Genomic DNA, 22,816 nt, shown 5'->3' with positions numbered 1-22,816 from the left:
TGTTTTTCAGACGCCTCCGATATTGAGTCGCTGTGTTTGCAGTGCTGTACTCGAGGCTGTTTTTCAGCCTTGGTTGAGCAGCGTTGATGAAGAAACCGCCGGTATTGAAAGGTCGGGCCGATCCGGTCTTTGAGTTGTTGATGCGCGCGCCTCACAAGCAGCGTCTGGCGGACTATCTTGCGTTGCTCAAGCCGCTGGATGATCAGGGGCGGTATCTGCCTTTTGAGGATCTGCGGTATCGCTGGGCCAGCGGGCTGGATTCGCGATTGTGTTGGGCGTTGGTCAAGAAGGCGCGGGCCGCTCAGTACATTCATCTTCTGCCTTTGGGGGAGCCGGCCCAGTGGGGAAAGTTTGTGCCGACGCCCACCGCGCAGAAGGCCCTTTCAGTGGTTGATCGGCAAACCACGACGGCGTCGCTGGAGTACATGACCAGCCAGATAGGCGAGCGGGCGCATTTCAGTTATTTGCTTAACGATTTGATCGAGGATGAGGCGATCAGCAGCAGTCAGCTGGAAGGCGCCGCGACTACTACCCGTGTTGCCAAGGACATGCTCAAGCAACGGCGCCAGCCCCGGACGCCGGATGAGCGGATGGTCATGGGTAATTTCCGGATGATGAATTTCGCTTGGGAAAAACGTTACGAGCCTTTGAGCGTGGAGTTGATTGCGTCGATGCATCGGGTCGGTGTCGAGGGTATTGATGACGAGCAGTACGACCCCGGGCTTTTCAGGACCAACGATGAAGTGGTGGTGCAGGACGGCGAAGGGAATACCGTCCACTCGCCACCGCCTGCCGCCGGATTAGTGAGGCGACTGGATTTGCTCTCGCAGTGGATCAATCAACCACAGGGTTCACCTCAGCAAAAAAACTACCTGCATCCGCTGATCAAGGCGATCACGCTGCACTTTGCCCTGGGCTATGAACATCCCTTTCGCGATGGCAACGGGCGGGTCGCCAGGGCGCTGTTTTACTGGTTCATGTTCAAGCACGAGTTTTCGGCGTTCCGCTATATCGCGATCAGTCTTTTACTGCGCAACGCGCCGGTAAAGTACGGGCGGTCGTATTTGCACAGCGAGGCTGATGAGCTCGACCTGACGTACTTCATCGAGTTTCAGTGTTCGGTGATTCTGCGGGCGGTGGAGGGGTTTACCGATGTGTACCGCAAGAGTGTGGCGTACAGCGAAGACTTCGAGCGCTGGCTGACCTGTTCGGGCTTTTTTGATCGGCTGACAGAGCGGCAGCGGGCCATTTATCAGGTGGCCAGGAGCGGGGTGGCGAAGGAGTTCACGGCGGGGAACGTCAAGGAGCATCTTGGTTGTGCCTACAACACAGCGGTGTCGACGTTGAGCGGGTTGGTTGAGCTGCAGGTTTTCGAGAAGAAGAAAATGGGGCGCGAGTGGGTGTACTTTTTACGTGTTTCCGCTGGTGGCGGATTGAACAACAGGAGTGAGACAGCTCACTCCCGTGTCGTGTCGGTTTAGAGCGTACCAAACACTTTCTTCGCCAGACTCGTCGCCGCAGCGGCCGGGTTCTTGCGGATGGTTTCTTCCTGTTTGCCGATCATTTCGAACAGGCCGTTGAGCGCTTGTTCGGTCACGTAGCTTTCGATGTTGGCGCTTTTCGCATCCACCACCCCGAAGGTCGCGGCCTGGCCGGCGAAGGCGTTGTATTTCTGGGCTACGCCGACTTTGTCGGTTGCCTGTTTGACGATCGGCAGGAACTTGGTGCGGATCTGTTCGCGGCTGGATTTGTCCAGGTATTGGGTGGCGGAGTCGTTGCCGCCGCTGAGGATGCCTTTGGCGTCTTCCACGCTCATTTTCTTCACGGCGTCGACGAGGATCGGCTGGGCCTGGGTGACAGCGGTTTCCGCGGCCTTGTTCATGGCGGTTTCCAGTTCTTCAACTTGAGCGCCCATGCCGAAGGCTTTCATCTTGCCGGCGACTTTGCCGAGTTTGCCCGGCAGTTCGATCTTCACGTCCGGGTTGTTGCTGAAACCGCCCGGGGTGCCGAGTTGTTTGACGGCCAGTTGCGCGCCCTGGGTCAGGGCGTCCTTGAGGCCGCCGGTGGCGTCGCCTTGCGACAGGTCGCTTAGGGACAGGGCCAGTGCGTTGGCGGAGATCATCAGGCCCGCGCACAGGCCGGCGAAGCGAAGGGTAGGGCGGAGCATGGCGGCTTCCTTGTTCGGAGAGGGTTAGCGTGCGGCGTCGACGCGGATCTTCAGCGGCTGCGGATCCTTGCCATCGAGCTGCACGGTATGGTTTTCAGTGGTTATGAACATCAGCTCGCCGTTGACTTCGATGCGCGCGCTGACCGAGTAGCGGTGGCCGGGTTTGACCTGGGCCGGATCGTAGCTCAAGTGGAACGGCAGCGGCACCTGGCCTTTGACCGGGCCTTTCTGTTCGTCGAGTACCACGGCCGGAGCGTCGGCCAGCGAAACGTCCTGCAGGCTTACGCTCAAGGTCGCACTGGGTGGCAGGGCGATGCGTTGCAGGTAGAACACTTCGCCGTCGAGGCTGACCTTGCCGGCCGGTGAGGTCGACTGGCAGGCGCTGAGCAGCGTGGCGGCGGCAAGCAGGGAAAGTTTTTTCATCGGAGATCTCCGTATCGACGGCGCCAGAAGAAGCCTGGCGCCTGTAGGAATTTAGTCGCTTTGCACAGGGGCGGCGGGCTGATCGGCCGCATCTTCACTGCGGTGCAGTGCCACCTGACGGATCGACAAGCGAATCTCCGCCGGCAGCACCCGTTTGGCTGCGCCTTCGGCCAGTTCGCCGAGCAGTTCGTGGTAGCTCAACTTGCCGGCTTCGTCGCGACGCAGTACGTCGAGGTCGAGCAGGGTCTGGATGAAGTGGCGGAACAGGCTCTTGTCGAAGAACTCCGGTGCGTTCAGGCCATGCAGGATCGACAGGCGCTGGGCCATGACCGTGCACAGGTCTTCCAGTTCTTCGGCGCTGATGCTGTTCTGGCCGCTGTTGAGCAGCAGGGAAACGGTCATGTAGAAGCGTTGCAGGGTCTGGGCAATGCTCTTCGACAGCAGGGTCAGCAGCACGAAATGCCGCGAGCTCGGTGCCGGGCGCAGGTACACGTCTTTTTCGAAACGCAGCAGGCCCTGTTCGACGAACGCTTCCAGCCACTGATCGATGACTGCATCCAGTTCGTCCAGGGTCCAGCGGATGAACAGCTCCGATTGCAGGTACGGATACAACGCGCGGGTGTAGCGCAGGATCTGTTCGCGGCTCATGCGCGAGGTGCTCTGGAAGAAGCTCGCCAGTAGCGCCGGCAGGGCGAAGATGTGCAGCACGTTGTTGCGGTAGTACGTCATCAGGACGGCGTTCTGCTCGTCCAGATAAAGGATCTTGCCCAGCGCATCGTTCTGCTCGGACAGCAGATCCATGTCCTTCACGTGTTCGATCAGCGCGCGGCCATCGCCTTCCGGCAACGTGGTGTGCGGCGAGTAAGGGACCTTGCGCAGCAGCGCCAGATACAGATCCAGCACCCGCGCCATGGCCCGATCATCCAGCGCCAGGCGGGTGGTCGAGAGCAGCGCCAGCGCCACCAGGTTGACCGGGTTGATCGCCGCCGCTTCGTTCAGGTGCTGTGCGACTTTCTCGCCGAGGCGGTTGGTGGTTTCGTTGAGCCACGCCGGCTTGTACTGCGGGCCGAGTTCCTGCTGACGCCAGTCCGGCTGTTCGCTGTCGAGGAATTCCGCCAGTTTGATCGGCTCGCCGAAGTTCACCGCCACTTGGCCGAAGCGCTGCTTGAGTGCGCCGATGACTTTGAAGATGTCGAAGATCGATTCTTTCTTCTTGCTCGCGCCACGCAATTCACCGAGGTAGGTGCGGCCTTCGAGCACGCGCTCATAACCGATGTACACCGGCACGAACACGATCGGCATCCGCGACGAACGCAGGAAGCTGCGCATGGTGATCGCCAGCATCCCGGTTTTCGGTTGCAGCATGCGCCCGGTACGCGAGCGACCGCCCTCGACGAAGTATTCGACCGGGAAGCCTTTGGTGAACAGGGTGTGCAGGTATTCGTTGAACACCGAGGTGTACAGCGGATTGCCCTTGAACGTGCGGCGCATGAAGAACGCGCCGCCACGGCGCAGCAGGCTGCCGATCACCGGCATGTTGAGGTTGATGCCGGCGGCGATGTGCGGCGGGGTCAGGCCATTGCGGAACAGCAAGTACGACAGCAGCAGGTAGTCAATGTGGCTGCGGTGGCACGGCACGTAGATCACTTCGTGACCCTGGGCGACCTTCTGCACGCCTTCGATGTGGTTGACCTTGATCCCGTCGTAGATCTTGTTCCAGAACCAGCTCAGCACCACTTCCAGAAAACGGATCGCGGTGTAGGTGTAGTCCGAGGCGATCTCGTTGCCGTAGCGCAGGGCTTGGGCCTTGGCTTTTTCCGGGGAGATGTTCTCGCGCTCGGCTTCGTCGAGGATCGCTTGCTTGACCAGCGGCTGGTTGAGCAGGCCTTTGACCAGGTTGCGGCGGTGGGAAATGTCCGGACCGATCACTGCAGCCTTGAGGTTGCGGAAGTGCACCCGCAGGATCCGCTGGGCCATGCGCACCGTGCGCTCGTGGCCCTTGTTGTGTTCGATCAGTTCGCGCAGGTGGATCGGTGCGGAGAATTGCACGCGGGTCTTGCGCCCCAGAATCATGATGCTCAGAAGGCGACGCAGACGCCCGGTGACGGCCCAGCTGTCGGCGAACAGCAGTTTCCACGGGCTGTTTTCGCTGTCCGGTGACTGGCCCCAGAACACGCTGACCGGAATGATCTGCGCGTCTTCGGTAGCATTCTGGCTGAGGGCGCTGACCAGTCGGGTCAGGGTCGGCGGCGCACCGCGCTTGTCCTGGCGGCCGAGCCAGTCGGGATCCGGCGTCAGGTAGAAAAACGCCGCCGGTTCGATCAGCGAACCCACGGACACCGGCAGCACCGGGCGCGGCAGGCCGGCCTTGGTGCACTCGGTGTCGACCACCGCCAGATCGGTCAGCGATGGATTTTGCAGGACGTAGAACACCGGACGACTGCGGTCGAGGTTGAGGGTGAACGACGACTGATTGATCGTCTCGGAGCGAACCCAGAGATACAACAGTCGGCGCAAGGTGCCAAACACAAGACGGCGGAACGGGGAACGGGTCATACGGCTTCTGCGTGAGTGGATAAACCGAGCGTTTGCTCGGGCGGTCGACAGTTTGCCGTATTGGGCGAAAATCGGCAAAAAAGCGGCGAAGTAATCTCCTGTTGAGAGTTTTGCCGCCTGTCATATACTCGGCGATCTGTCGCCGGGGCCCTTTTATGGACGTCGGACGCAGGCTGACGTTCCTCGAAGGCTTTCCTGCGAAAAGCCTGTTCAATAATAAAAAAGGAGTATGAACAGATGGCAACACGTGAAACCGGCAACGTGAAGTGGTTCAACGACGCCAAGGGCTACGGCTTCATTCAGCGCGAAGACGGGGTGGACGTGTTCGTGCACTACCGCGCGATCCGCGGCGAAGGCCACCGTTCGCTGACCGAGGGTCAGCAGGTTGAATACGCGGTGGTGGAAGGGCAGAAGGGGTTGCAGGCTGAAGACGTTGTAGGCCTGTAAGGGAGGACCTGCGGCCAGTCTCGAGCTACAAGCTTCAAGCGGTCAGGCTTGCAGCTTGAGGCTTGCAGCTCGAAGCTGCTTTTATGCAGTTTTCCAGGTGATCTCTTCTTCACCATCGGCGCTGATCCGGATCCAGCGATCCGCCGTCTCTTCACCTTCTTCCTCGACCCACGTCCCCGGTGCGCAGCGCACTTCGACGTTCAGCGCAGCGAACGCGGCGCGGGCGCAGGCGATGTCGTCGTCCCATGGGGTCGCATCGCTTTCCAGGTACAGGCTGTTCCACTTGCCCACGGCTTTCGGCAGCCAGGTCACCGGGATGTTGCCGGCCTTGCACTTGTAAGTCTGGCCTTTCTGTACCCAGTCGCTGCACGGGCCGAGAGCGGCGCCCAGCCAGGCGGAAATGGCCTTGTGGTCGACGTCGGCGTCTTTCAGGTAAATCTCGATGTCCGGTTGGCGCATGGATATCCTCACTGCGGGTCTGAAAAATCCATTCGCGGATTTAGCCGGCCCCGGGTCGTTGCCCGAGACCAAAAGTTATTGAAGAACGAAATAATCGTAGCGCATCGAGACCGTGGTCACGAACGGCTCGGGCTGTTCGATCACCGCCGCGCGGCGCTCGGCACTGGCGCGCCAGCCGTGGGGCGTCATCGCCAGCAGGTTGGCGCGATCCTCGGGCTTGTCCAGCGTCAGTTTGAATTCCAGGGTTTCACTGTGCGCCAGCGCCATGCCTTCCGGTACCAGGGCCAGGTGCTTGTCGTCGGTGTATTCGCGCACTTCGTCGTACAGGCGTTCGCGCAGTTCCATCAGGTGGCCGCTGGTCGGGCCGACTTTCATCAGACCGCCGCCGACGCTGAGCAGGCGTTTGGCTTCTTCCCAGTCCAGTGGACTGAAGACGCTGGCCAGAAACTGGCAACTGCCGGCGGCCAGTGGCACCCGGGCCATGCTGGCGATCAACCAGGTCAGCGCCGGATTGCGTTTGCAGGCGCGTTTGACCGCTTCCTTCGAGATATCCAGCGCGTAGCCGTCAGCATCGGGCAAAGCCTGGGCGATCTGCGCGGTGTAGTAACCCTCGCCACAACCGATATCGACCCAGCGCGCCGGCGCATAACTCGCCGCCAGCTCCGCCAGACGCTTGGCCACCGGCGCGTAATGCCCGGCGTTCAGAAAGTCGCGGCGGGCCTCGACCATCGCCTGATTGTCGCCGGGATCGCGGCTGTTCTTGTGTTGCACCGGCAGCAGGTTCAGGTAACCCTGGCGCGCGCGGTCGAAGCGGTGGCCGGCGGGGCAGACCACGCCGTTGTCCACCGCGTTCAGCGGTTCACTGCAGATCGGGCACGCGAGCATCAGGCGAGCAACTTGATCAGGGTCTGGTAGTAGATCTCGGTCAGCACGTCGAGATCGGCCGCCAGCACGCGCTCGTTGACCTGGTGGATGGTTGCGTTGACCGGGCCCAGTTCAACAACCTGCGTACCCATGGTCGCGATGAAACGACCGTCGGAGGTGCCGCCGCTGGTGGACGCCTTGGTCTCGCGGCCGGTGATGTCCTTGATGCTCGACGACACCGCGTCGAGCAGCGCACCCGGCTCGGTGAGGAATGGCAGACCGGACAGCGCCCAGTCGATGTGCCAGTCCAGGCCGTGCTTGTCGAGGATGTCGGCGACGCGTTTCTGCAGGCCTTCGACCGTCGATTCGGTGGAGAAGCGGAAGTTGAACACCGCCACCAGATCGCCCGGAATCACGTTGGTCGCGCCGGTGCCGGAGTTGACGTTGGAAATCTGAAAACTGGTCGGCGGGAAGAAGTCGTTGCCGTGATCCCAATGCTCGGCTGCCAGCTCGGCCAGAGCCGGGGCAGCGAGGTGGATCGGGTTCTTCGCCAGATGCGGATAGGCCACGTGGCCCTGCACACCGCGTACGGTCAGTTTGGCGCCGAGGGAGCCGCGACGACCGTTCTTCACCACGTCGCCCACCAGCGTGGTGCTCGACGGTTCACCGACGATGCACCAGTCCAGACGCTCGTTACGGGCGGCCAGACGCTCGACCACGGCCTTGGTGCCGTGATGCGCCGGGCCTTCTTCGTCGCTGGTGATCAGGAATGCAACCTTGCCCTTGTGATCCGGGTAGTCGGCGACAAAACGCTCGGCTGCCACAGTCATCGAGGCCAGGCTGCCTTTCATGTCCGCTGCGCCACGGCCGCAGAGCATGCCGTGCTCGTCGATCACCGCGTTGAACGGGTCGATCTGCCAGGCCGTCACCGGGCCGGTTGGCACCACGTCGGTGTGGCCGGCGAAGCACAGCACCGGGCCGTCGTCTTTGCCGTGAGTCGCCCAGAAGTTATCCACATCTTCGATGCGCATCGGTTCCAGCTGGAAACCGGCATCGCCCAGGCGCTGCATCATCTGCTTCTGGCAATCGGCGTCGACCGGCGTCACGGACGGACGGCGGATCAGGTCGATGGCGAGTTGGAGGGTCGGCGAAAGGTCGGCATGGGCCGTCATGGAAAACTCCGAAAGCTGGGGGGCAAGGCGCGCAAAATGGCGGTTATCTTAAAGCAAAACGGCGACCATTGGCCGCCGTTTAGTGCATCGGTGAGGATTTAGACCACCGGTGCCGGTTCAGGCGCCGCCGAAGGTTTTGGCAGCGACGACAGGAACGCCATGATCAGCGCCGCCACGTACGGCAGCGACTGCACCAGCAGCATGGCCACCCAGAAGCGCATGTCGTTGCTCGGAATGCCCTGCACCAGGAAGATCCCCAGTGCCGCGCCCCACAACAGCAGCATGATGAACAGCTCTTCCCGGGCCTCGGAAATCGCCACCCAGAAACCATGGTTGTCGGCGTTTTTCGGGGTGCGGAAGAACGGAATGCTGCTGGTGAAGAAGCCGTACAGCACCGCTTTGGCGATGGTGTGCGACAACGCCAGACCGGCCAGTGCGGCGCAGAACGCATCCTTGAGGTTCACGCCCACGGCGCGACGGTAGAGGAAGATGATCTTGCCGACCTTGAACACGAACAGCGCCAGCGGCGGGATCGCGAAGATCAGCAGCGGCGGATCGACCCGTTGCGGCACGATGATCATCGCCGCCGACCACAACAGCGCGCCGACGGTGAAGAAAATGTTCATGCCGTCCGCCACCCACGGCAACCAGCCCGCGAGGAAGTGGTAACGCTGGCCGCGCGTCAGTTCGGTGTCCTTGCCGCGCAGCAGGCTGCGGGTGTGGCGCTTGATGATCTGGATCGCACCGTAGGCCCAGCGGAAACGCTGCTTCTTGAAGTCGATGAAGGTGTCCGGCATCAGACCCTTGCCGTAACTGTCGTGGTAGTACGCCGCCGACAGGCCTTTCTCGAATACCCGCAGACCGAGTTCGGCGTCTTCACAGATGCACCAGTCGGCCCAGCCCAGTTCTTCCAGAACCGAACGACGGGTCATGGTCATGGTGCCGTGCTGGATGATCGCGTCGCGGTCGTTGCGGGTGACCATGCCGATGTGGAAGAAGCCTTTGTATTCGGCGTAGCAGAGCTTCTTGAAGGTGCTCTCGTTCTGGTCGCGGTAATCCTGCGGCGACTGCACCACGGCGATTTTCGGGTCGGCGAAGTGCGGCACCATGTGCTTGAGCCAGTTCGGGTGCACGCAGTAGTCGGAGTCGATCACCGCGATCACTTCGGCGTCCTTGGCGGTATGCGGGATCAGGTAGTTCAGCGCGCCGCCCTTGAAGCCGGCCAGGGGCGAGACGTGGAAGAACTTGAAGCGCGGGCCGAGCGTTTCGCAATAGTCGCGCACCGGTTCCCAGACCGCCGGGTCCTTGGTGTTGTTGTCGATGATCAGGACTTCGAAGTCCGGGTAGTCGAGGTTGGCCAGGGCGTTGAGGGTCTGTTTGACCATCTCCGGCGGCTCGTTGTAGCAGGGCACGTGGATCGAGACTTTCGGACGGTAATCCGAATCGCCGACTACCGGCAGGAATTCACGCCGGCGTTTGTGAATCCACACCGCTTCGGCCAGTTCGTGGGCCTCGGTCAGCAACACGATGAACACCCCGAGCGCACCGAGCGCCAGCAGGAAACCCACCGTCAGGCTGAACCACGTGCTGTATTGCTGGCTGTAGTCGTAACCGATCCACACCAGCACCGAACCGCACAGAAACGCGATAAAGGTCAGGAAGGTACGGCCGCGCTGACGCAGGGCCGAGCCGTCGATCATCAGCAGGGTCAGCGACAACAGCGCCAGCACCACCGAGCCGATGGCCAGCACGCGCCATTGCGGGATCGCCACCACCGGGCCTTCGAAGTTGAATTTCTGCTGGCGCGCGGCGTTGAACACGCCCCAGTAGGCGCCGACCGAACCTTCGTCGCTGGCCTTCCACGGCTGGTCAAACGCTTCGATCACGAAGTAGTTGAAGCCCTGGCGGTTGAGTTTGTTGACCAGCGTGCGCAGGTAGATCGCCTGATCCGCCGGCGACGCATCGGCGCCACCGCGCATGCGGCCGTTGCTCGGCCAGCCCACTTCGGACAGCAGCAGCGGCTTTTTCGGGAACATCTTTTTCAGGTCGCGGGCGCGGTCGAAAACAAACTGCCCGGCCTTGTCCACCGGAATGAATTCCCAGTAGGGCAGAACGTGGGCGGCGATCAGGTCGACGTGCTTGGCCAGTTCCGGGTGTTCTTCCCAGACGTGCCACTGTTCGGAGGTGGTCACCGGCACTTTCACCGCTGCGCGCACGCGGTCGAGCAGCACGCTGAGTTGTTCGGCGGTGATTTCCTTGCGGAAGATCGCTTCGTTGCCGACCACTACGCGAACAACGCTGCGCGAAGTGTTGGCCAGTTCGATGGCGCGGGTGATTTCCCGCTCGTTGCGCTCCTGGTCGGGGCTGATCCAGATCCCCAGGGTCACGCGCAGACCGAACTCTTCCGCCAGTTTCGGGATGTCCTGCAGGGAACCGTCGACCGAGTAGATGCGGATGTTGTCCGTCAGCTTGCTCATGATCTCCAGGTCGCGGCGCATTTCATCGTCGGACGGATACTGATCCTTCTGTGGGAACTGTCCTTGCTGGAACGGTGAATAGGAGAAACCGGAGATCTGCTCCGGCCAGTTCGGCGCGGAGACGGGGCGGTTGATCAGCGCCCAGAAACCGGTGAACAGGGCGGCGATTGCCAGAACCACCACCAGGTTGAGTCCAAATTTACGCGATGACATAGCTGTGTCGGGTTCCAAAGGCTGTGGAACGAAGGGTCGGCTGGTTGACGCCAAGAGGGCGCGCATCCTACACCGGCAGTTCGCCAAGTCCTACAAGAGACAGGGAAATGCCGGACGTTGGGCAATCCAACCTGACTTAAGTTCTTTCGTTTCAGCGTGTAAGACAAATCTTTGTTACGTGCAGCTTTAATTAAAGCAGGCGCGTTCGCCGTTCATAGCGCAAAGATGCTCTTGGCCGCCGACGGCCCTATAATGCGCGCCGGTTTTCAGGGTAATGGTCATGAGTACAGAAGATCCGCGGTTTGCAGGCATCGCCCGTTTGTATGGCATCGAGGGCCTCGAGCGCCTGCGTGCAGCCCACGTGGCGATTGTCGGCGTTGGCGGCGTCGGTTCCTGGGCGGCGGAAGCCATGGCCCGTTGCGGGGTGGGCGAGATTTCGCTGTTCGACCTCGACGACGTCTGCGTCAGCAACGCCAACCGCCAGTTGCACGCGCTCGACAGCACCGTCGGCAAACCCAAGGTCGAGGTGATGGCCGAGCGTCTGCGCGGGATCAACCCGGACTGCAAGGTGCACGCCGTGGCGGATTTCGTCACCCGCGACACCATGGCCGAATACATCACGCCGAACATCGACTGCGTGATCGACTGCATCGACGCGGTCAACGCCAAGGCTGCGCTGATTGCCTGGTGCAAGCGCCGCAAGATTCAGATCATCACCACCGGCGGCGCTGGCGGGCAGATCGATCCAACGCTGATTCAGGTCTGCGACCTCAACCGCACCTTCAACGACCCACTGGCCTCGAAAGTGCGTTCAACGTTGCGCCGCGATTATGGTTTTTCGCGCACCGTGACCCGCCATTACAGCGTGCCGTGCGTGTTCTCCACCGAACAACTGCGCTATCCGAAACCGGACGGCAGTATTTGCCTGCAGAAGAGTTTTGTCGGCGACGGCGTGAAGCTGGACTGCGCCGGCGGGTTTGGCGCGGTGATGATGGTGACGGCGACGTTCGGCATGGTCGCGGCGACCAAGGCTGTGGACAAGATTGTGGCGGGCGTGCGGCGCCCGGCGGATCGGGTCAAGCCTCAGGCCTGACCAGTGACCGATCGTTCACACGCTCTACGTCGCCGATCGTTCCCACGTCGAGGCGTCGAACCGTCTGCGTGGGAATGCCTCATTGGACGCTCTGCGTCCGCTTCGGCATGGGACGCAGAGCGTCCCGAACTGATCGTTCCCACGCGGAGCGTGGGAACGATCAGTTCGGGGCGAGTTCACGCATCCGCTGCAACACGGCATTCAAGCCATTGCTGCGCGACGGCGACAACTGCCGCGACAGTCCCAACTGATTGAACCAGTCCGGCAGATCCACCTGCTGCAGCTCACCCGCGGTCAAGCCGTTGACCCGCAACAGCAGCAACGCCACCAACCCGCGAATCATCCGTGCATCGCTGCTCGCCGTGAACTGCCAGTGGCCGTCGCGCAATTCGCCAACCAGCCACACCTGACTTTCACAGCCGTGTACCCGATTGGCGTCGCACTTGTCCGCATCGCTCAACGGCGGCAGACGATCCCCGAACTGCATCAACAATCGCGCCCGCTGTTCCCAACCAGCCGCGTTCTGAAATGTTTGCAGCGCTTCGGCGGCCTCGATCGGCAGGCTCATCGCAACAGCTCCAGCGCCTGATCCAGCGCTTCAAAGAACCGCTCCAGATCTTCGGAATCGTTGTACAGCGCCAGCGACACGCGAATCGCCCCGGCCAGTTCGAAACGCTTGAGCAGCGGCATCGCGCAGTGATGCCCGGCACGCACGGCGATGCCCTGTTCGGTCAACAAGTGCGCCAGATCGGCGTTGTGCACGCCTTCGACGACAAAACTGGCCAGCGCCAGTTGCGGCTTGCCCAGCAGACGGATGCCATTGCGGGCGGCGAGGCCTCGCAAAAGGTAATCGTGCAGCGCGGCTTCGTGGGCGGACACGGCGTCCTGATCCAGACCCGCGAGGTAGTCGAGGGTCGCACCGAGGCCGATCACACTGGCAATCGGCGGTGTTCCCGCCTCGAAGCCCAATGGGGCAGGGCGGAAGCGCGCGTCGTGATAGTTGGCTTCCAGCACCATCTCGCCACCGAACTGCCACGGGCGCAGTTGTTCGAGCGCTGCGTTGCTTCCGAACAGCACGCCAAGGCCATCGGGGCCGTACAGCTTGTGGCTGGAAAACACGTAAAAGTCGCAACCCAGCGCCTGCACGTCATGCCGGCCATGGACCACGCCTTGAGCGCCATCAACCACGGTCAGGGCGTTGTGCGCCTTGGCCATTGCCAGCAATGCCGGCAACGGTTGCCAGGCGCCGAGCACGTTGGATAACTGACTGACCGCCAGCAAGCGAGTGCGCGGGCCGATCAGGTGAACGGCGGCGGCGAGGTCGATCACGCCGTCATCGTCCAGCGGCAGGATTACCAGCTTCAGGTCGCGACGTTGCGCCAGTTGCTGCCAAGGCAGCAGGTTGGCGTGATGCTCCAGGGCGCTGATGACAATTTCATCGCCCGGATGGAAAAGATGTTCCAGGCCATAAGCCAGGAGATTCAGCGCACTGGTGGCGCCGTGGGTGAAGATGATCTGCCCGCTGTCACCGGCATTCAGCCACTGGGCAACCTTCAGGCGGCTGTCCTCGAACGCCTGCGTGGCGTGGGCACCGGGCAAGTGCTGGGCACGGTGAACGTTGGCCGCGCCATTGGCGTAGTAATGCGCCAGCGCGTCGAGCAGGGCCTGGGGTTTTTGCGTGGTGGCGGCGTTGTCCAGGTAAGTCTGGTCTTGCCGTTGCAGGGCGGCGATGGCCGGGAAATCGGCACGCCAGGGGGAGGGAATCATCACGGTTTCAAGCCCTGGTGAAGATGGGCGGGTTAACGCCGAACCCTGTGGGAGCGGGCTTGCCCGCGATGGCGATCGTTCGAACGCCATGGCAAACGGGCCGGCTCCCTCAGGTGAGCTTCTGGCGCTTAGTTGTGAGCGTGCAGCGCTTCGTTCAGTTCGATCGCCGATTTGTGGGTCTTGCATTCCACAGCGCCGGTTTCCGAATTGCGACGGAACAGCAGGTCGGTCTGACCGGCCAGTTCACGAGCCTTGACCACTTTGACCAGGTTGTTGTGTTCATCCAGCAGCGCCACCTTGGTGCCGGCGGTCACGTACAGGCCTGACTCGACGGTGTTGCGGTCGCCCAGGGGGATACCGATACCGGCGTTGGCGCCGATCAGGCAGCCTTCGCCGACCTTGATCACGATGTTGCCGCCGCCCGACAGGGTGCCCATGGTCGAGCAGCCGCCGCCCAGGTCCGAACCCTTGCCGACGAAGACGCCAGCGGAGACGCGGCCTTCGATCATGCCCGGGCCTTCGGTGCCGGCGTTAAAGTTGATGAAACCTTCGTGCATCACGGTGGTGCCTTCGCCCACGTAGGCGCCCAGACGCAGACGTGCGGCGTCAGCGATACGCACGCCGGCCGGTACCACGTAGTCGGTCATTTTCGGGAACTTGTCCACCGAGAACACTTCCAGCAGCTCGCCGCGCAGACGGGCTTCGAGTTGCAGCTCGGCCAGCTCGCTCAGGTCGATCGCGCCCTGGCTGGTCCAGGCCACGTTCGGCAGCAGCGGGAAGATCCCGGCCAGGCTCACGCCGTGCGGCTTGACCAGGCGATGGGACAGCAGGTGCAGCTTGAGGTAAGCCTCAGGAGTCGAAGTCAGTTGCGCGTCTTCGGCCAGCAGGGTCGCGACCAGCGGCTTGTGGCTTTCGGCCAGGCGGGTCAGCAGCTTGCCTTGCACCGCGTCGATGCCTTTCACGGCTTCAGCCAGTTGCGCAGCTTGTGCGGTGGTGAAGGTGATGGCCTGGTTGCCTTCGGTGTAGCCGAGGATAGGTGCAACAGCGGCGACCAGCTCAGCCGAAGGGTTCAACAGCGGCTGGGCGTAGAACACTTCCAGCCATGCGCCTTGACGGTTCTGGGTGCCGACACCGAAGGCAATACTGAACAGGGAGTTGGACATGTGAATACCTCTACAAAAAGTGACGGGCTGCTTACTTGAGCGCGGCCGCGTAGATGTCTGGCTTGAAGCCAATCAGGGTTCGGTCACCGAGATCGAGCACCGGGCGCTTGATCATCGAGGGTTGAGCGAGCATCAGTTCGATGGCTTTCGACTGGTCGAGATCGGCTTTGCGTTCGTCGTCGAGTTTGCGAAAGGTCGTGCCTGCGCGGTTCAACACCGTTTGCCAGCCATGCTCGTCGCACCATTGGGTCAGGTGCTCGCGGTCAATGCCGGCGGTCTTGTAATCGTGGAAGTCATAGCTGACAGCGTGTTCATCGAGCCAGGTGCGCGCCTTTTTCATGGTGTCGCAGGCTTTGATGCCGAAAAGGTGCAACGTTTTGCTTGAAACGGTCAAGGAATTGCCCCCTTTACAGGTGCTGGAAAAAAATGGTGTCGGATTATGCCATGACCAGACGGTTTCGCGGCGCCGAGGTTGCTTTTGCTGAGGGGGCTGCGACATAGGTGCAACGGTCACGCACAGCCTAAGCGGCTAATATGGCAGTTCAACGCTGTCGATTGTCCGGGATTTCCGCTCTATGCAAACCGCTTATACCGTCCTGATTCTGCTGATGCTGGTCAGTGTCTCGCGCCTGATTGGACGGGTGATTCCGCTGCCGCTGCCACTGGTGCAGATCGCCGCCGGCGCCTTGTTGGCCTGGCCGACTCTCGGCCTGCACGTGGCTCTTGATCCGGAGCTGTTCCTGTTTCTGTTCCTGCCACCGCTGCTGTTTTCCGATGGCTGGCGCATGCCCAAGCGGGAATTGTGGCGTCTGCGCGGGCCGGTGCTGACACTGGCGGTCGGGTTGGTGCTGTTTACCGTGGTCGGGGCGGGCTACTTCATTCATTGGCTGCTGCCGACGATTCCCTTGCCGGTGGCCTTTGCGCTGGCGGCGGTGCTGTCGCCAACGGATGCCGTGGCGGTCTCGGCCATTTCGCAGAACCGCTTGCCCACGCCGCTGATGCACATGCTGCAGGGCGAGGCGTTGATGAACGATGCATCGGGCCTGGTGACGTTCAAGTTCGCCCTGGTCGCGGCGGTGACCGGTGCGTTTTCCCTGGCCAATGCCAGTCTGACCTTCGTGCTGGTGGCGGTCGGCGGGCTGGCGGTCGGTGTGGCGCTGAGCTGGTTGGTCGGCCGGTTGCGCGCCTGGATGATCGCCCGGGGCTGGGACGATCCGGCGACCCACGTGGTGTTCATGTTGCTGCTGCCATTCGCCGCTTACGTGCTGGCCGAACGGCTCGGCGCGTCGGGCATTCTTTCGGCAGTGGCAGCGGGGATGATGCAGAGCTGGCTCGATCTGCTGCCGCGCCAGACCAGCACCCGGTTGCTCAACCGCAGTGTGTGGTCGTTGCTGGAATTCGCCTTCAACGGCCTGATCTTCCTGCTGCTCGGTCTGCAACTGCCGGACATCATTAAAGCGGTGGTCAGCCACGAGACCTCGTTGTGGCCGACCCTGTTCTATCGCTGTCTCGATGTGGTGGCGATCTTCCTGGCGTTAGTGCTGTTGCGCTTTATCTGGGTGCAAAGCATCTGGCGTCTGTCGGTGCTGCTGCGCCGTCTGCGCGGCAAGGGGGATCTGACGCAAGTGCCGACTGCCCGTTCCTGCTGGCTGCTGACCGTTGGTGGCGTACGCGGTGCGGTGACCCTGGCGGGTGTGATGTCGGTGCCGATGCTGATGGGCAGCGAGGCGTTCCCCGAGCGTGATTTGCTGATCTTCATCGCCGCCGGGGTGATCCTGTTGTCGCTGGTGGCGGCCTGTATTGCGCTGCCGTTGCTGTTGCGCGGCATCGAAAAAAGTCCGGACGACAAGCGTCGTCAGGAAGTGCGCGACGCCTGGCGCAAGACGGCGGAAGCGGCGATTCACGCGCTGGAGATCGAAGAGGTCAGCCCGCAGGACGCCGCGCAAGCCGCACTGGCGGCCGAGCTCAAGGCGCGCATCATGTCCGAGTACCGCCACCAACTGGAGGTGTTCAACGATTCGGCCGAAGCCCAGGCGCTGGCGTTCCAGATGGATCTGCTGGAACGCCGCTTGCGCCTCAAGGCGCTGCGCGCGCAGCGCCTCGAGTTGTACAGCCTCAGTCGTCAGCACCAGATCGGTGATGACGTGCTGCGCGAGGTGTTGGGCGAACTCGACTTGAGTGAGGCCAACCTGGGCCAGGTCAAATAGGCAAAACGTTACTTGGGATAAAGCAACCTCATCAGGCGTTTGTCTTTCTTGCTGATCTTGCGGTTGATCGGCACCTCCCAGTTGCCCACCGTCAAGGTGTTGGCCACGGGGTGGTGCATGATCGACCTGCGGTCGTAGGAGGTGTAGATCGCATCCAGCGTGTCGAAGGAGGCGAACAGGTTTCGGTCGACCTGCGCCTCGGTCAGCGGGTTCATCTCGCGATTTTTGTAGAACTCATACACCTTGGGTTTATCCCACGGAATTTTTGCCTGTGGGTGTTGGTGTTCATGCAGCGCGCCCAGCGCATGCCCGAACTCATGAATCACGATCACTTCAAAGTCCTGGTGGTCCGGCTTCACGCCCAGATTCATGGTCGGATAGTCCGGATGAATCAACAGCGCATCGGTGCCCAGCATTGAGCTGTTGTCATTGTTGTTAGTGGCAATGCGGATATCGCCTTGCCGGTCATCGACGAATTCGAACGTGAGGTTGATGTACGGCAACCACTGGCTGGCGGCGTCGATGATCTTGGTCCTGTGCTCGGCATCGGGCGCGTCCATGAAGGCGATTTTCAGTGTGCGGCCGTTGGCCCACAGCTTTGAATAGTTGACGACGGAGCGCTTGCGGCGAGTGCCGGTCGCGTTGCCGGCGTTGGCCGGGTTTTCATTGATGGCGGCTGTGTAGGCCGCCTGATCGTCGGGCCATTGATGAAGTTGGCAATCGAGCAGTTCTGTCATTTTTTTCACTTCTTCCATGAAGTCAAAGGTCGGTTTTTGGTGGTGCGCAGCGAGCGGCGCCGCCCAAGACTAACGTCTGGCCAATAGGAGAGTGAGGTAGAAACAGGAGGGCAACTGTTACGTGATATTTGATTGCCCGTGCCGGATTGCCCGGCACGGGCGTTCAGACATTACTTGTGGCGCAGGACGAAATCGCGGATGCGCTCGGCAGCCTCGACGCACTCGGCCAGCGGCGCAACCAGCGCCATGCGCACGCGCCCGGCGCCCGGATTGACGCCATCGACGTCACGGGACAGGTACGAACCCGGCACCACGGTCACGTGCTCTTCGGCAAACAGATCCCGGCAGAACGCGGCATCGTCACCTTGCACATTCGGCCACAGGTAGAAGCTGCCATCCGGGCGCTGCACGTCCATCACCGGGCTGAGAATCGCCAGCACGGCGTCGAACTTTTCGCGATACAGCGCACGGTTGGCGCGTACATGCACTTCGTCATTCCACGCAGCGACGCTGGCCAGTTGGGTCTGAACCGGCATCGCGCAGCCGTGGTAGGTGCGGTACAGCAGGAAGCCCTTGAGGATGTCGGCATCGCCGGCGACAAAACCGGAGCGCAGGCCCGGCAGGTTCGAGCGCTTGGACAGGCTGTGGAACACCACGCAGCGCTTGAAGTCCTGGCGACCCAGTTCGGCGCAGGCGCTGAGCAGGCCTGGCGGCGGGGTTTGTTCGTCGAAGTACAGTTCGCTGTAGCACTCGTCGGCGGCGATCACGAAGTCGTATTCGTCGGCCAGGGCGATCAGTTTTTTCAGCACATTGACCGGAATCAGCGCACCGGTCGGGTTGCCCGGCGAGCACAGGAACAGGATCTGGCAGCGTTTCCAGATGTCAGGCGATACCGCGTCGAAGTCCGGGTTGAAGCCGTTCTCGTCCAGGCATGGCAGGTAGTGCGGCTTGGCGCCGGCGAGGAACGCCGCGCCTTCGTAGATCTGATAGAACGGGTTCGGGCTGACCACCAGTGCGTCGTCGCCACGGTTGACCACGGTCTGGGTGAAGGCGAACAGCGCTTCACGGGTGCCGTTGACCGGCAGTACGTTGCGCGCCGGGTCGATCCAGCCGCTCGGTACGTTGAAACGACGTTCGCACCAAGCCGCGATGGCTTCGCGCAGGGCCGGAATGCCGAGGGTGGTCGGGTACACCGCCATCTGATCCAGATTGTTGGCCAGCGCCTCGGCGACAAAGCTTGGCGAGCGATGCTTCGGTTCGCCGATGGACAGCGCGATCGGGCGCTTGTCCGGGTTTGGCGTAACGCTGCCGAGCAGGGCGCGGAGCTTTTCGAACGGGTAGGGCTGAAGCTGGGACAGAGCGTTGTTCATCGGTGCGGGATCTCGTGCAAAGCGGTTGAATCCGGGCGCGCAATCAAATGCTGATGCGCGACAGTTTGATATCGGGTTCCTGATTGACGCTCAACTGTTCGACGATGGCATCCTGCAAACGGCTGCACAGCAGCGGGTCGGACAGCGGTTGATTGTGGGCGTCGGTGATGAAGAACACGTCTTCCACCCGCTCGCCCAGGGTGGCGATCTTGGCGTTCTGCAGCGACAGGTCGAACTCGAGGAAAATCCCGCCGACCCGTGCCAGCAGGCCCGGCCGATCCGGCGCAGTGAGTTCCAGTACGGTTACCGGACGCTGGGCGTCGTTGTGGATCGTCACCTGCGGGGCGAACGCAAAATGCTTGAGCTGGCGCGGCACCCGACGCTGGATGATCGTCGGGTAATCGGCCGGGTTGCGCAGGGCTTCGGTCAGGCCGTCGCGAATCTGCTTGACCCGGACCGGATTGTCGCCGATCGAATCGCCATCGGTGTCGAGCACGATGTAGGTGTCGAGGGTGAACTGGCTGCTGGACGTGATGACCCGGGCGTCGTGAATGTTCAGGTTGAGCTGGTCCATCGCGGCCACGGTCACGGCGAAGAAGTCGTGTTGGTCCGGCGCATAGATGAAGATCTGCGTGCCACCCTCGAATTCGCGCTGGGTGGTTTCCTTGATCAGCACCAGCGGACCGCCGTCAGCCGGTTGCTGAAGGATCGCGTCGGTGTGCCAGGCCACGTCGCCGGCGGTGTGGCGCAGGAAGTAGTCATCGCCCAGTTGCGCCCACAATTGCTCGACGTCATCCGGATCGGTGCCGCCGCGCACCAGAATGTCCAGTGCTGCGCTCTGGGTCTGGCGGATCTGTTCTTCGCGATCCACCGGGTTCTCCAGGCCGCGGCGCAGGGCGCGCTTGGTCTCGGTGTAGAGCTGGCGCAACAGGCTGGCACGCCACGAGTTCCACAGCGTCGGGTTGGTCGCGTTGATGTCGGCCACGGTCAGCACGTACAGGTAGTCGAGACGGGTTTCGTCACCGACCGCCAGCGCGAAGTCATGGATTACCTGCGGGTCGGACAAGTCTTTGCGCTGGGCGGTGGTCGACATCACCAGGTGGTTCTGCACCAGCCAGACGATCAGGCGGCTGTCCCAGACCGGCAGTTGGTGACGCTGGCAGAACGCCTCGGCATCCACCGCGCCAATCTCCGAGTGATCGCCATGCCGGCCCTTGCCGATGTCATGGTACAGGCCGGCCATATAAATGAGTTCAGGCTTGGGCAGTTTGGCCATGAGCTTGGCGGCCAGCGGGAATTTTTCCGACACCTGGGTGTACTGCAATTTGCGCAGGTGCTTGATCAGGTTCAGCGTGTGCGCATCGACCGTATAGATGTGAAACAGGTCGTGCTGCATCTGCCCGACAATGAAGCCGAATTCCGGCAGATAGCGTCCGAGAATGCCGTAGCGGTTCATCCGCCGCAGGTTGCGGTGAATGCCGATCTTGCACTTGAACAGCTCGATGAACAGGCTGGTGTTGCGGATGTCGTTGCGGAAGTTGTCGTCGATCAGGTGACGGTTTTCCCGCAGCAGACGAATGGTGTCGGCGCGTACGCCTTTGATTTCCGGCTGCTGGGCCATCAGCACGAAGATCTCGAGCATGGCGAACGGCGTACGGCGGAACACGTTGTCGTTGCGTGCCTCGATGTAGCCGTCGTGCAGCTGGAAGCGCGAGTTGATCGGCTGTGGTGGCGCTTCGTCTTCCGGGGCGAGGATGACTTCCTCGAAGTGCTGGATGATCAGGTCGCTGAGCTGGGCAATGCTCATCACCACCCGGAAATACTGCTGCATGAAGTTTTCGACGGCCTGTTTGGCGTCGTCGCCTTCAAAACCCAGCAGCCCGGCAATGGTGCGCTGATGATCGAACAGCAGGCGGTCTTCGGAGCGACCGGCGAGCATGTGCAGGGCGTAACGCACTTTCCAGAGGAATTCCTGAGAGGACGCCAGCAGGGCGTTTTCACTCTCGACCAGAAAGCCTTCGCCGGCCAGGGCGCGCAGGTTCAGGGTGCCGTACTGACGGCGGGCCACCCACAGAATGGTCTGGATATCCCGTAGTCCGCCGGGCGAGCCTTTGACGTTGGGCTCCAGATTGTATTCGGTGTCGTTGTACTTGTGGTGGCGAGCCTTCTGCTCGGCGCGCTTGGCCAGGAAGAAATCCTTGCTCGGCCACATGTGTGCAGTGCTGGTGACGTCGAGCATGCGCTGGCGCAGGCGCTCGGGGCCGCAGATGGTGCGGCTTTCCATCAGGTTGGTGACCACCGTCAGGTCGGCGCGCGCCTCTTCGGCGCACTCGTCGACCGAGCGAACGCTCTGACCGACTTCCAGGCCAATGTCCCACAGCAGCGTCAGAAAGCGCTCGATGGAATCGCGGAAAATTTCGTGGTCGGCGCTGTCCAGCAGGATCAGCAGGTCGATGTCGGAATAGGGGTGCAATTCACCGCGACCGTAGCCGCCGACCGCGACCAGCGCGATGTCGGCGTCTTCGCTCCAGTCGAACTGGTCCCAGGCCTTTTGCAGGATGTTATCGACGAACCACGCCCGATCTTCGATCAGCCTGCGTATATCGCGACCGGCCCGAAAACGTGCATCGAGCACCTCGCGGGCCTGGCGGATCGCCTTCTTGAACGCCGCGATAGGACTCGCTTTCAGGGCCAGTTCAGCCTGGAACTGACCGCGGTCGAAGAGTTCGGGATCCACCTGCGGCATCGATTGGCTTTCCTTCTATAGGCTGGGAACGGTGTCTGGGTCAGGCCGAGATGCGCGGGATCGTGTCGTCGCTGCGCAGGGTGAAGATCTCGTAGCCGGTGTCGGTGACAAGCAAGGTGTGTTCCCACTGCGCCGACAGCTTGCGATCCTTGGTGATCGCGGTCCAGCCGTCGCCCAGTACTTTGGTGTCGGCCTTGCCCTGGTTGATCATCGGCTCGATGGTGAAGGTCATGCCTGCCTTCAGTTCCATGCCGGTGCCGGCGCGGCCATAGTGCAGAATCTGCGGTTCTTCGTGGAACACCTTGCCGATGCCGTGGCCGCAGAACTCGCGTACGACCGAGAAACCGTTCTTTTCCGCGTGCTTCTGGATGATTTCGCCAATGTCACCGAGGCGGCAGCCGGGTTTGACGATTTCGATCGCCTTGTACATGCATTCCTGGGTGACCTGCGACAGGCGCTCTGCCCAGACCGGCACGGTGCCGACGTGGAACATGCGGCTGGTGTCGCCGTGGTAGCCGTCCTTGATCACCGTGACGTCGATGTTCAGGGTGTCGCCATTTTTCAGCGGCTTGTCGTTCGGGATGCCGTGGCAGACCACGTGGTTGATCGAGGTGCAAATCGACTTCGGGTAGCCCTTGTAGTTGAGCGGGGCAGGGATGGCCTGCTGCACGTTGACGATGTAGTCGTGGCAGATCTGGTTCAGCTCATCGGTGGTCACGCCAGGCTTGACGTGCTCGGCAATCATTTCCAGCACATCGGCGGCCAGTTTGCCGGCGACACGCATGCCAGCGATGTCCTCGGGGGTTTTGAGGGTGACGGTCATACAGGCTCTCTCTGCGCTCGACGGCGCTTGCTGATACGAACAGGGGCGCGGCTGTTGATTTGGCGGCCCCGAAAAACGCGATTCTAACAGACCAAAGGCGCAAATCCGCGCCTGCGTGTATCGCTTCTGTCT

19 protein-coding genes are annotated in these 22,816 nt (G+C 61.8%); 4 read left to right on the top strand and 15 right to left on the bottom strand.

Features of this window, described 5'->3' with window-relative positions; all coding sequences use genetic code 11:
• The first annotated feature begins 86 nt into the window (after positions 1–86).
• A complete protein-coding gene (locus tag CAF80_RS03580; protein ID WP_074691282.1) occupies positions 87–1,481 on the top strand; it encodes a Fic family protein in 1,395 nt (464 codons plus the stop codon).
• On the opposite strand, the gene CAF80_RS03575 is transcribed toward CAF80_RS03580, so the two are convergent.
• The 3 genes from CAF80_RS03575 to plsB are packed head-to-tail and all read right to left on the bottom strand — an operon-like array spanning position 1,478 to position 5,146.
• Complete coding sequence (locus CAF80_RS03575; protein ID WP_011332665.1) at positions 1,478–2,167, bottom strand: DUF4197 domain-containing protein; 690 nt, start codon at positions 2,165–2,167, stop codon at positions 1,478–1,480. The genes CAF80_RS03580 and CAF80_RS03575 overlap by 4 nt on opposite strands.
• Before the next feature lie 24 nt (positions 2,168–2,191).
• Positions 2,192–2,590, bottom strand: a complete 399-nt coding sequence (locus tag CAF80_RS03570) for a YbaY family lipoprotein (protein ID WP_039769644.1) — start codon at positions 2,588–2,590, stop codon at positions 2,192–2,194.
• Positions 2,591–2,641: 51 nt separating this feature from the next.
• Positions 2,642–5,146: a glycerol-3-phosphate 1-O-acyltransferase PlsB gene (gene plsB / locus CAF80_RS03565; RefSeq protein ID WP_039769647.1), complete on the bottom strand. Its 2,505-nt coding sequence runs from the start codon at positions 5,144–5,146 to the stop codon at positions 2,642–2,644.
• Between the two features lie 237 nt (positions 5,147–5,383).
• Here plsB and CAF80_RS03560 point away from each other — a divergent pair, with 237 nt between their 5' ends.
• A complete protein-coding gene (locus CAF80_RS03560; protein ID WP_007954750.1) occupies positions 5,384–5,593 on the top strand; it encodes a cold shock domain-containing protein in 210 nt (69 codons plus the stop codon).
• An 81-nt stretch (positions 5,594–5,674) separates the two neighbouring features.
• Here the strand turns inward: CAF80_RS03560 and CAF80_RS03555 are convergent, their stop codons facing one another.
• The 4 genes from CAF80_RS03555 to CAF80_RS03540 all read right to left on the bottom strand — a co-directional run bounded on the left by CAF80_RS03555 (position 5,675) and on the right by CAF80_RS03540 (position 10,778).
• A complete protein-coding gene (locus tag CAF80_RS03555; RefSeq protein ID WP_039769649.1) occupies positions 5,675–6,052 on the bottom strand; it encodes a hypothetical protein in 378 nt (125 codons plus the stop codon).
• 75 nt (positions 6,053–6,127) lie between these two features.
• The gene (locus CAF80_RS03550; RefSeq protein WP_074691284.1) at positions 6,128–6,937 is read right to left on the bottom strand and encodes a putative RNA methyltransferase; all 810 of its coding nucleotides are present in this window, start codon (positions 6,935–6,937) and stop codon (positions 6,128–6,130) included.
• Positions 6,937–8,088: a succinyl-diaminopimelate desuccinylase gene (gene dapE, locus CAF80_RS03545; protein ID WP_074691286.1), complete on the bottom strand. Its 1,152-nt coding sequence runs from the start codon at positions 8,086–8,088 to the stop codon at positions 6,937–6,939. Before dapE ends, CAF80_RS03550 begins: the two co-directional genes overlap by 1 nt.
• 98 nt (positions 8,089–8,186) lie before the next feature.
• Positions 8,187–10,778 (bottom strand): glycosyltransferase, encoded by a 2,592-nt coding sequence (locus CAF80_RS03540; protein WP_074691288.1) that lies wholly within the window; start codon positions 10,776–10,778, stop codon positions 8,187–8,189.
• 274 nt (positions 10,779–11,052) lie between these two features.
• Here CAF80_RS03540 and tcdA point away from each other — a divergent pair, with 274 nt between their 5' ends.
• Positions 11,053–11,871, top strand: a complete 819-nt coding sequence (gene tcdA / locus CAF80_RS03535; protein WP_039769652.1) for a tRNA cyclic N6-threonylcarbamoyladenosine(37) synthase TcdA — start codon at positions 11,053–11,055, stop codon at positions 11,869–11,871.
• Positions 11,872–12,031: 160 nt separating this feature from the next.
• On the opposite strand, the gene CAF80_RS03530 is transcribed toward tcdA, so the two are convergent.
• From CAF80_RS03530 to CAF80_RS03515, 4 genes are all read right to left on the bottom strand, one after another.
• Positions 12,032–12,439 carry a SufE family protein gene (locus tag CAF80_RS03530; protein ID WP_085666850.1) on the bottom strand — a complete coding sequence of 136 codons (408 nt, stop codon included), beginning with the start codon at positions 12,437–12,439 and terminating at the stop codon, positions 12,032–12,034.
• Entirely contained in the window at positions 12,436–13,641 is a 1,206-nt protein-coding gene (locus tag CAF80_RS03525) for an aminotransferase class V-fold PLP-dependent enzyme (RefSeq protein ID WP_085666849.1), read from the bottom strand. The genes CAF80_RS03530 and CAF80_RS03525 overlap by 4 nt, the downstream gene beginning before the upstream one ends.
• A 125-nt stretch (positions 13,642–13,766) precedes the next feature.
• Entirely contained in the window at positions 13,767–14,801 is a 1,035-nt protein-coding gene (gene dapD, locus CAF80_RS03520; RefSeq protein WP_007954762.1) for a 2,3,4,5-tetrahydropyridine-2,6-dicarboxylate N-succinyltransferase, read from the bottom strand.
• Positions 14,802–14,832: 31 nt separating this feature from the next.
• The gene (locus CAF80_RS03515) at positions 14,833–15,195 is read right to left on the bottom strand and encodes an ArsC family reductase (protein ID WP_003222107.1); all 363 of its coding nucleotides are present in this window, start codon (positions 15,193–15,195) and stop codon (positions 14,833–14,835) included.
• Between the two features lie 181 nt (positions 15,196–15,376).
• Here CAF80_RS03515 and CAF80_RS03510 point away from each other — a divergent pair, with 181 nt between their 5' ends.
• Positions 15,377–17,008 (top strand): Na+/H+ antiporter, encoded by a 1,632-nt coding sequence (locus CAF80_RS03510; protein ID WP_039769658.1) that lies wholly within the window; start codon positions 15,377–15,379, stop codon positions 17,006–17,008.
• Positions 17,009–17,016: 8 nt separating this feature from the next.
• On the opposite strand, the gene CAF80_RS03505 is transcribed toward CAF80_RS03510, so the two are convergent.
• The 4 genes from CAF80_RS03505 to map form a co-directional block, all read right to left on the bottom strand.
• The gene (locus tag CAF80_RS03505; RefSeq protein ID WP_074691435.1) at positions 17,017–17,745 is read right to left on the bottom strand and encodes a M12 family metallopeptidase; all 729 of its coding nucleotides are present in this window, start codon (positions 17,743–17,745) and stop codon (positions 17,017–17,019) included.
• A gap of 170 nt (positions 17,746–17,915) precedes the next feature.
• On the bottom strand, positions 17,916–19,115 hold the full coding sequence (gene dapC, locus CAF80_RS03500) for a succinyldiaminopimelate transaminase (RefSeq protein ID WP_074691296.1): 1,200 nt from the start codon (positions 19,113–19,115) through the stop codon (positions 17,916–17,918).
• 43 nt (positions 19,116–19,158) lie between these two features.
• Complete coding sequence (locus CAF80_RS03495; protein ID WP_007954768.1) at positions 19,159–21,861, bottom strand: [protein-PII] uridylyltransferase; 2,703 nt, start codon at positions 21,859–21,861, stop codon at positions 19,159–19,161.
• Between the two features lie 40 nt (positions 21,862–21,901).
• Positions 21,902–22,684, bottom strand: a complete 783-nt coding sequence (gene map, locus CAF80_RS03490) for a type I methionyl aminopeptidase (RefSeq protein ID WP_039769663.1) — start codon at positions 22,682–22,684, stop codon at positions 21,902–21,904.
• Positions 22,685–22,816: the final 132 nt, after the last annotated feature.

This window comes from Pseudomonas sp. B34(2017) (assembly GCF_002112915.1).
GTDB classification, from domain to species: Bacteria; Pseudomonadota; Gammaproteobacteria; order Pseudomonadales; family Pseudomonadaceae; genus Aquipseudomonas; species Aquipseudomonas pharyngis.
Note: the sequence above shows the minus strand (reverse complement) of the source record. Positions and strands in the feature narration are given on the sequence as shown.

Excerpts from the sequence above, each read along its gene's own strand:
- CAF80_RS03560 (WP_007954750.1), top strand. The coding sequence starts at position 5,384 with ATGGCAACACGTGAAACCGGCAACGTGAAGTGGTTCAACGACGCCAAG.
- CAF80_RS03505 (WP_074691435.1), bottom strand. The coding sequence starts at position 17,745 with ATGACAGAACTGCTCGATTGCCAACTTCATCAATGGCCCGACGATCAG.
- CAF80_RS03555 (WP_039769649.1), bottom strand. The coding sequence starts at position 6,052 with ATGCGCCAACCGGACATCGAGATTTACCTGAAAGACGCCGACGTCGAC.
- dapE (WP_074691286.1), bottom strand. The coding sequence starts at position 8,088 with ATGACGGCCCATGCCGACCTTTCGCCGACCCTCCAACTCGCCATCGAC.
- CAF80_RS03530 (WP_085666850.1), bottom strand. The coding sequence starts at position 12,439 with ATGAGCCTGCCGATCGAGGCCGCCGAAGCGCTGCAAACATTTCAGAAC.
- map (WP_039769663.1), bottom strand. The coding sequence starts at position 22,684 with ATGACCGTCACCCTCAAAACCCCCGAGGACATCGCTGGCATGCGTGTC.
- dapD (WP_007954762.1), bottom strand. The coding sequence starts at position 14,801 with ATGTCCAACTCCCTGTTCAGTATTGCCTTCGGTGTCGGCACCCAGAAC.
- tcdA (WP_039769652.1), top strand. The coding sequence starts at position 11,053 with ATGGTCATGAGTACAGAAGATCCGCGGTTTGCAGGCATCGCCCGTTTG.
- CAF80_RS03550 (WP_074691284.1), bottom strand. The coding sequence starts at position 6,937 with ATGCTCGCGTGCCCGATCTGCAGTGAACCGCTGAACGCGGTGGACAAC.
- dapC (WP_074691296.1), bottom strand. The coding sequence starts at position 19,115 with ATGAACAACGCTCTGTCCCAGCTTCAGCCCTACCCGTTCGAAAAGCTC.
- CAF80_RS03575 (WP_011332665.1), bottom strand. The coding sequence starts at position 2,167 with ATGCTCCGCCCTACCCTTCGCTTCGCCGGCCTGTGCGCGGGCCTGATG.
- plsB (WP_039769647.1), bottom strand. The coding sequence starts at position 5,146 with ATGACCCGTTCCCCGTTCCGCCGTCTTGTGTTTGGCACCTTGCGCCGA.
- CAF80_RS03580 (WP_074691282.1), top strand. The coding sequence starts at position 87 with ATGAAGAAACCGCCGGTATTGAAAGGTCGGGCCGATCCGGTCTTTGAG.
- CAF80_RS03540 (WP_074691288.1), bottom strand. The coding sequence starts at position 10,778 with ATGTCATCGCGTAAATTTGGACTCAACCTGGTGGTGGTTCTGGCAATC.
- CAF80_RS03570 (WP_039769644.1), bottom strand. The coding sequence starts at position 2,590 with ATGAAAAAACTTTCCCTGCTTGCCGCCGCCACGCTGCTCAGCGCCTGC.
- CAF80_RS03495 (WP_007954768.1), bottom strand. The coding sequence starts at position 21,861 with ATGCCGCAGGTGGATCCCGAACTCTTCGACCGCGGTCAGTTCCAGGCT.
- CAF80_RS03510 (WP_039769658.1), top strand. The coding sequence starts at position 15,377 with ATGCAAACCGCTTATACCGTCCTGATTCTGCTGATGCTGGTCAGTGTC.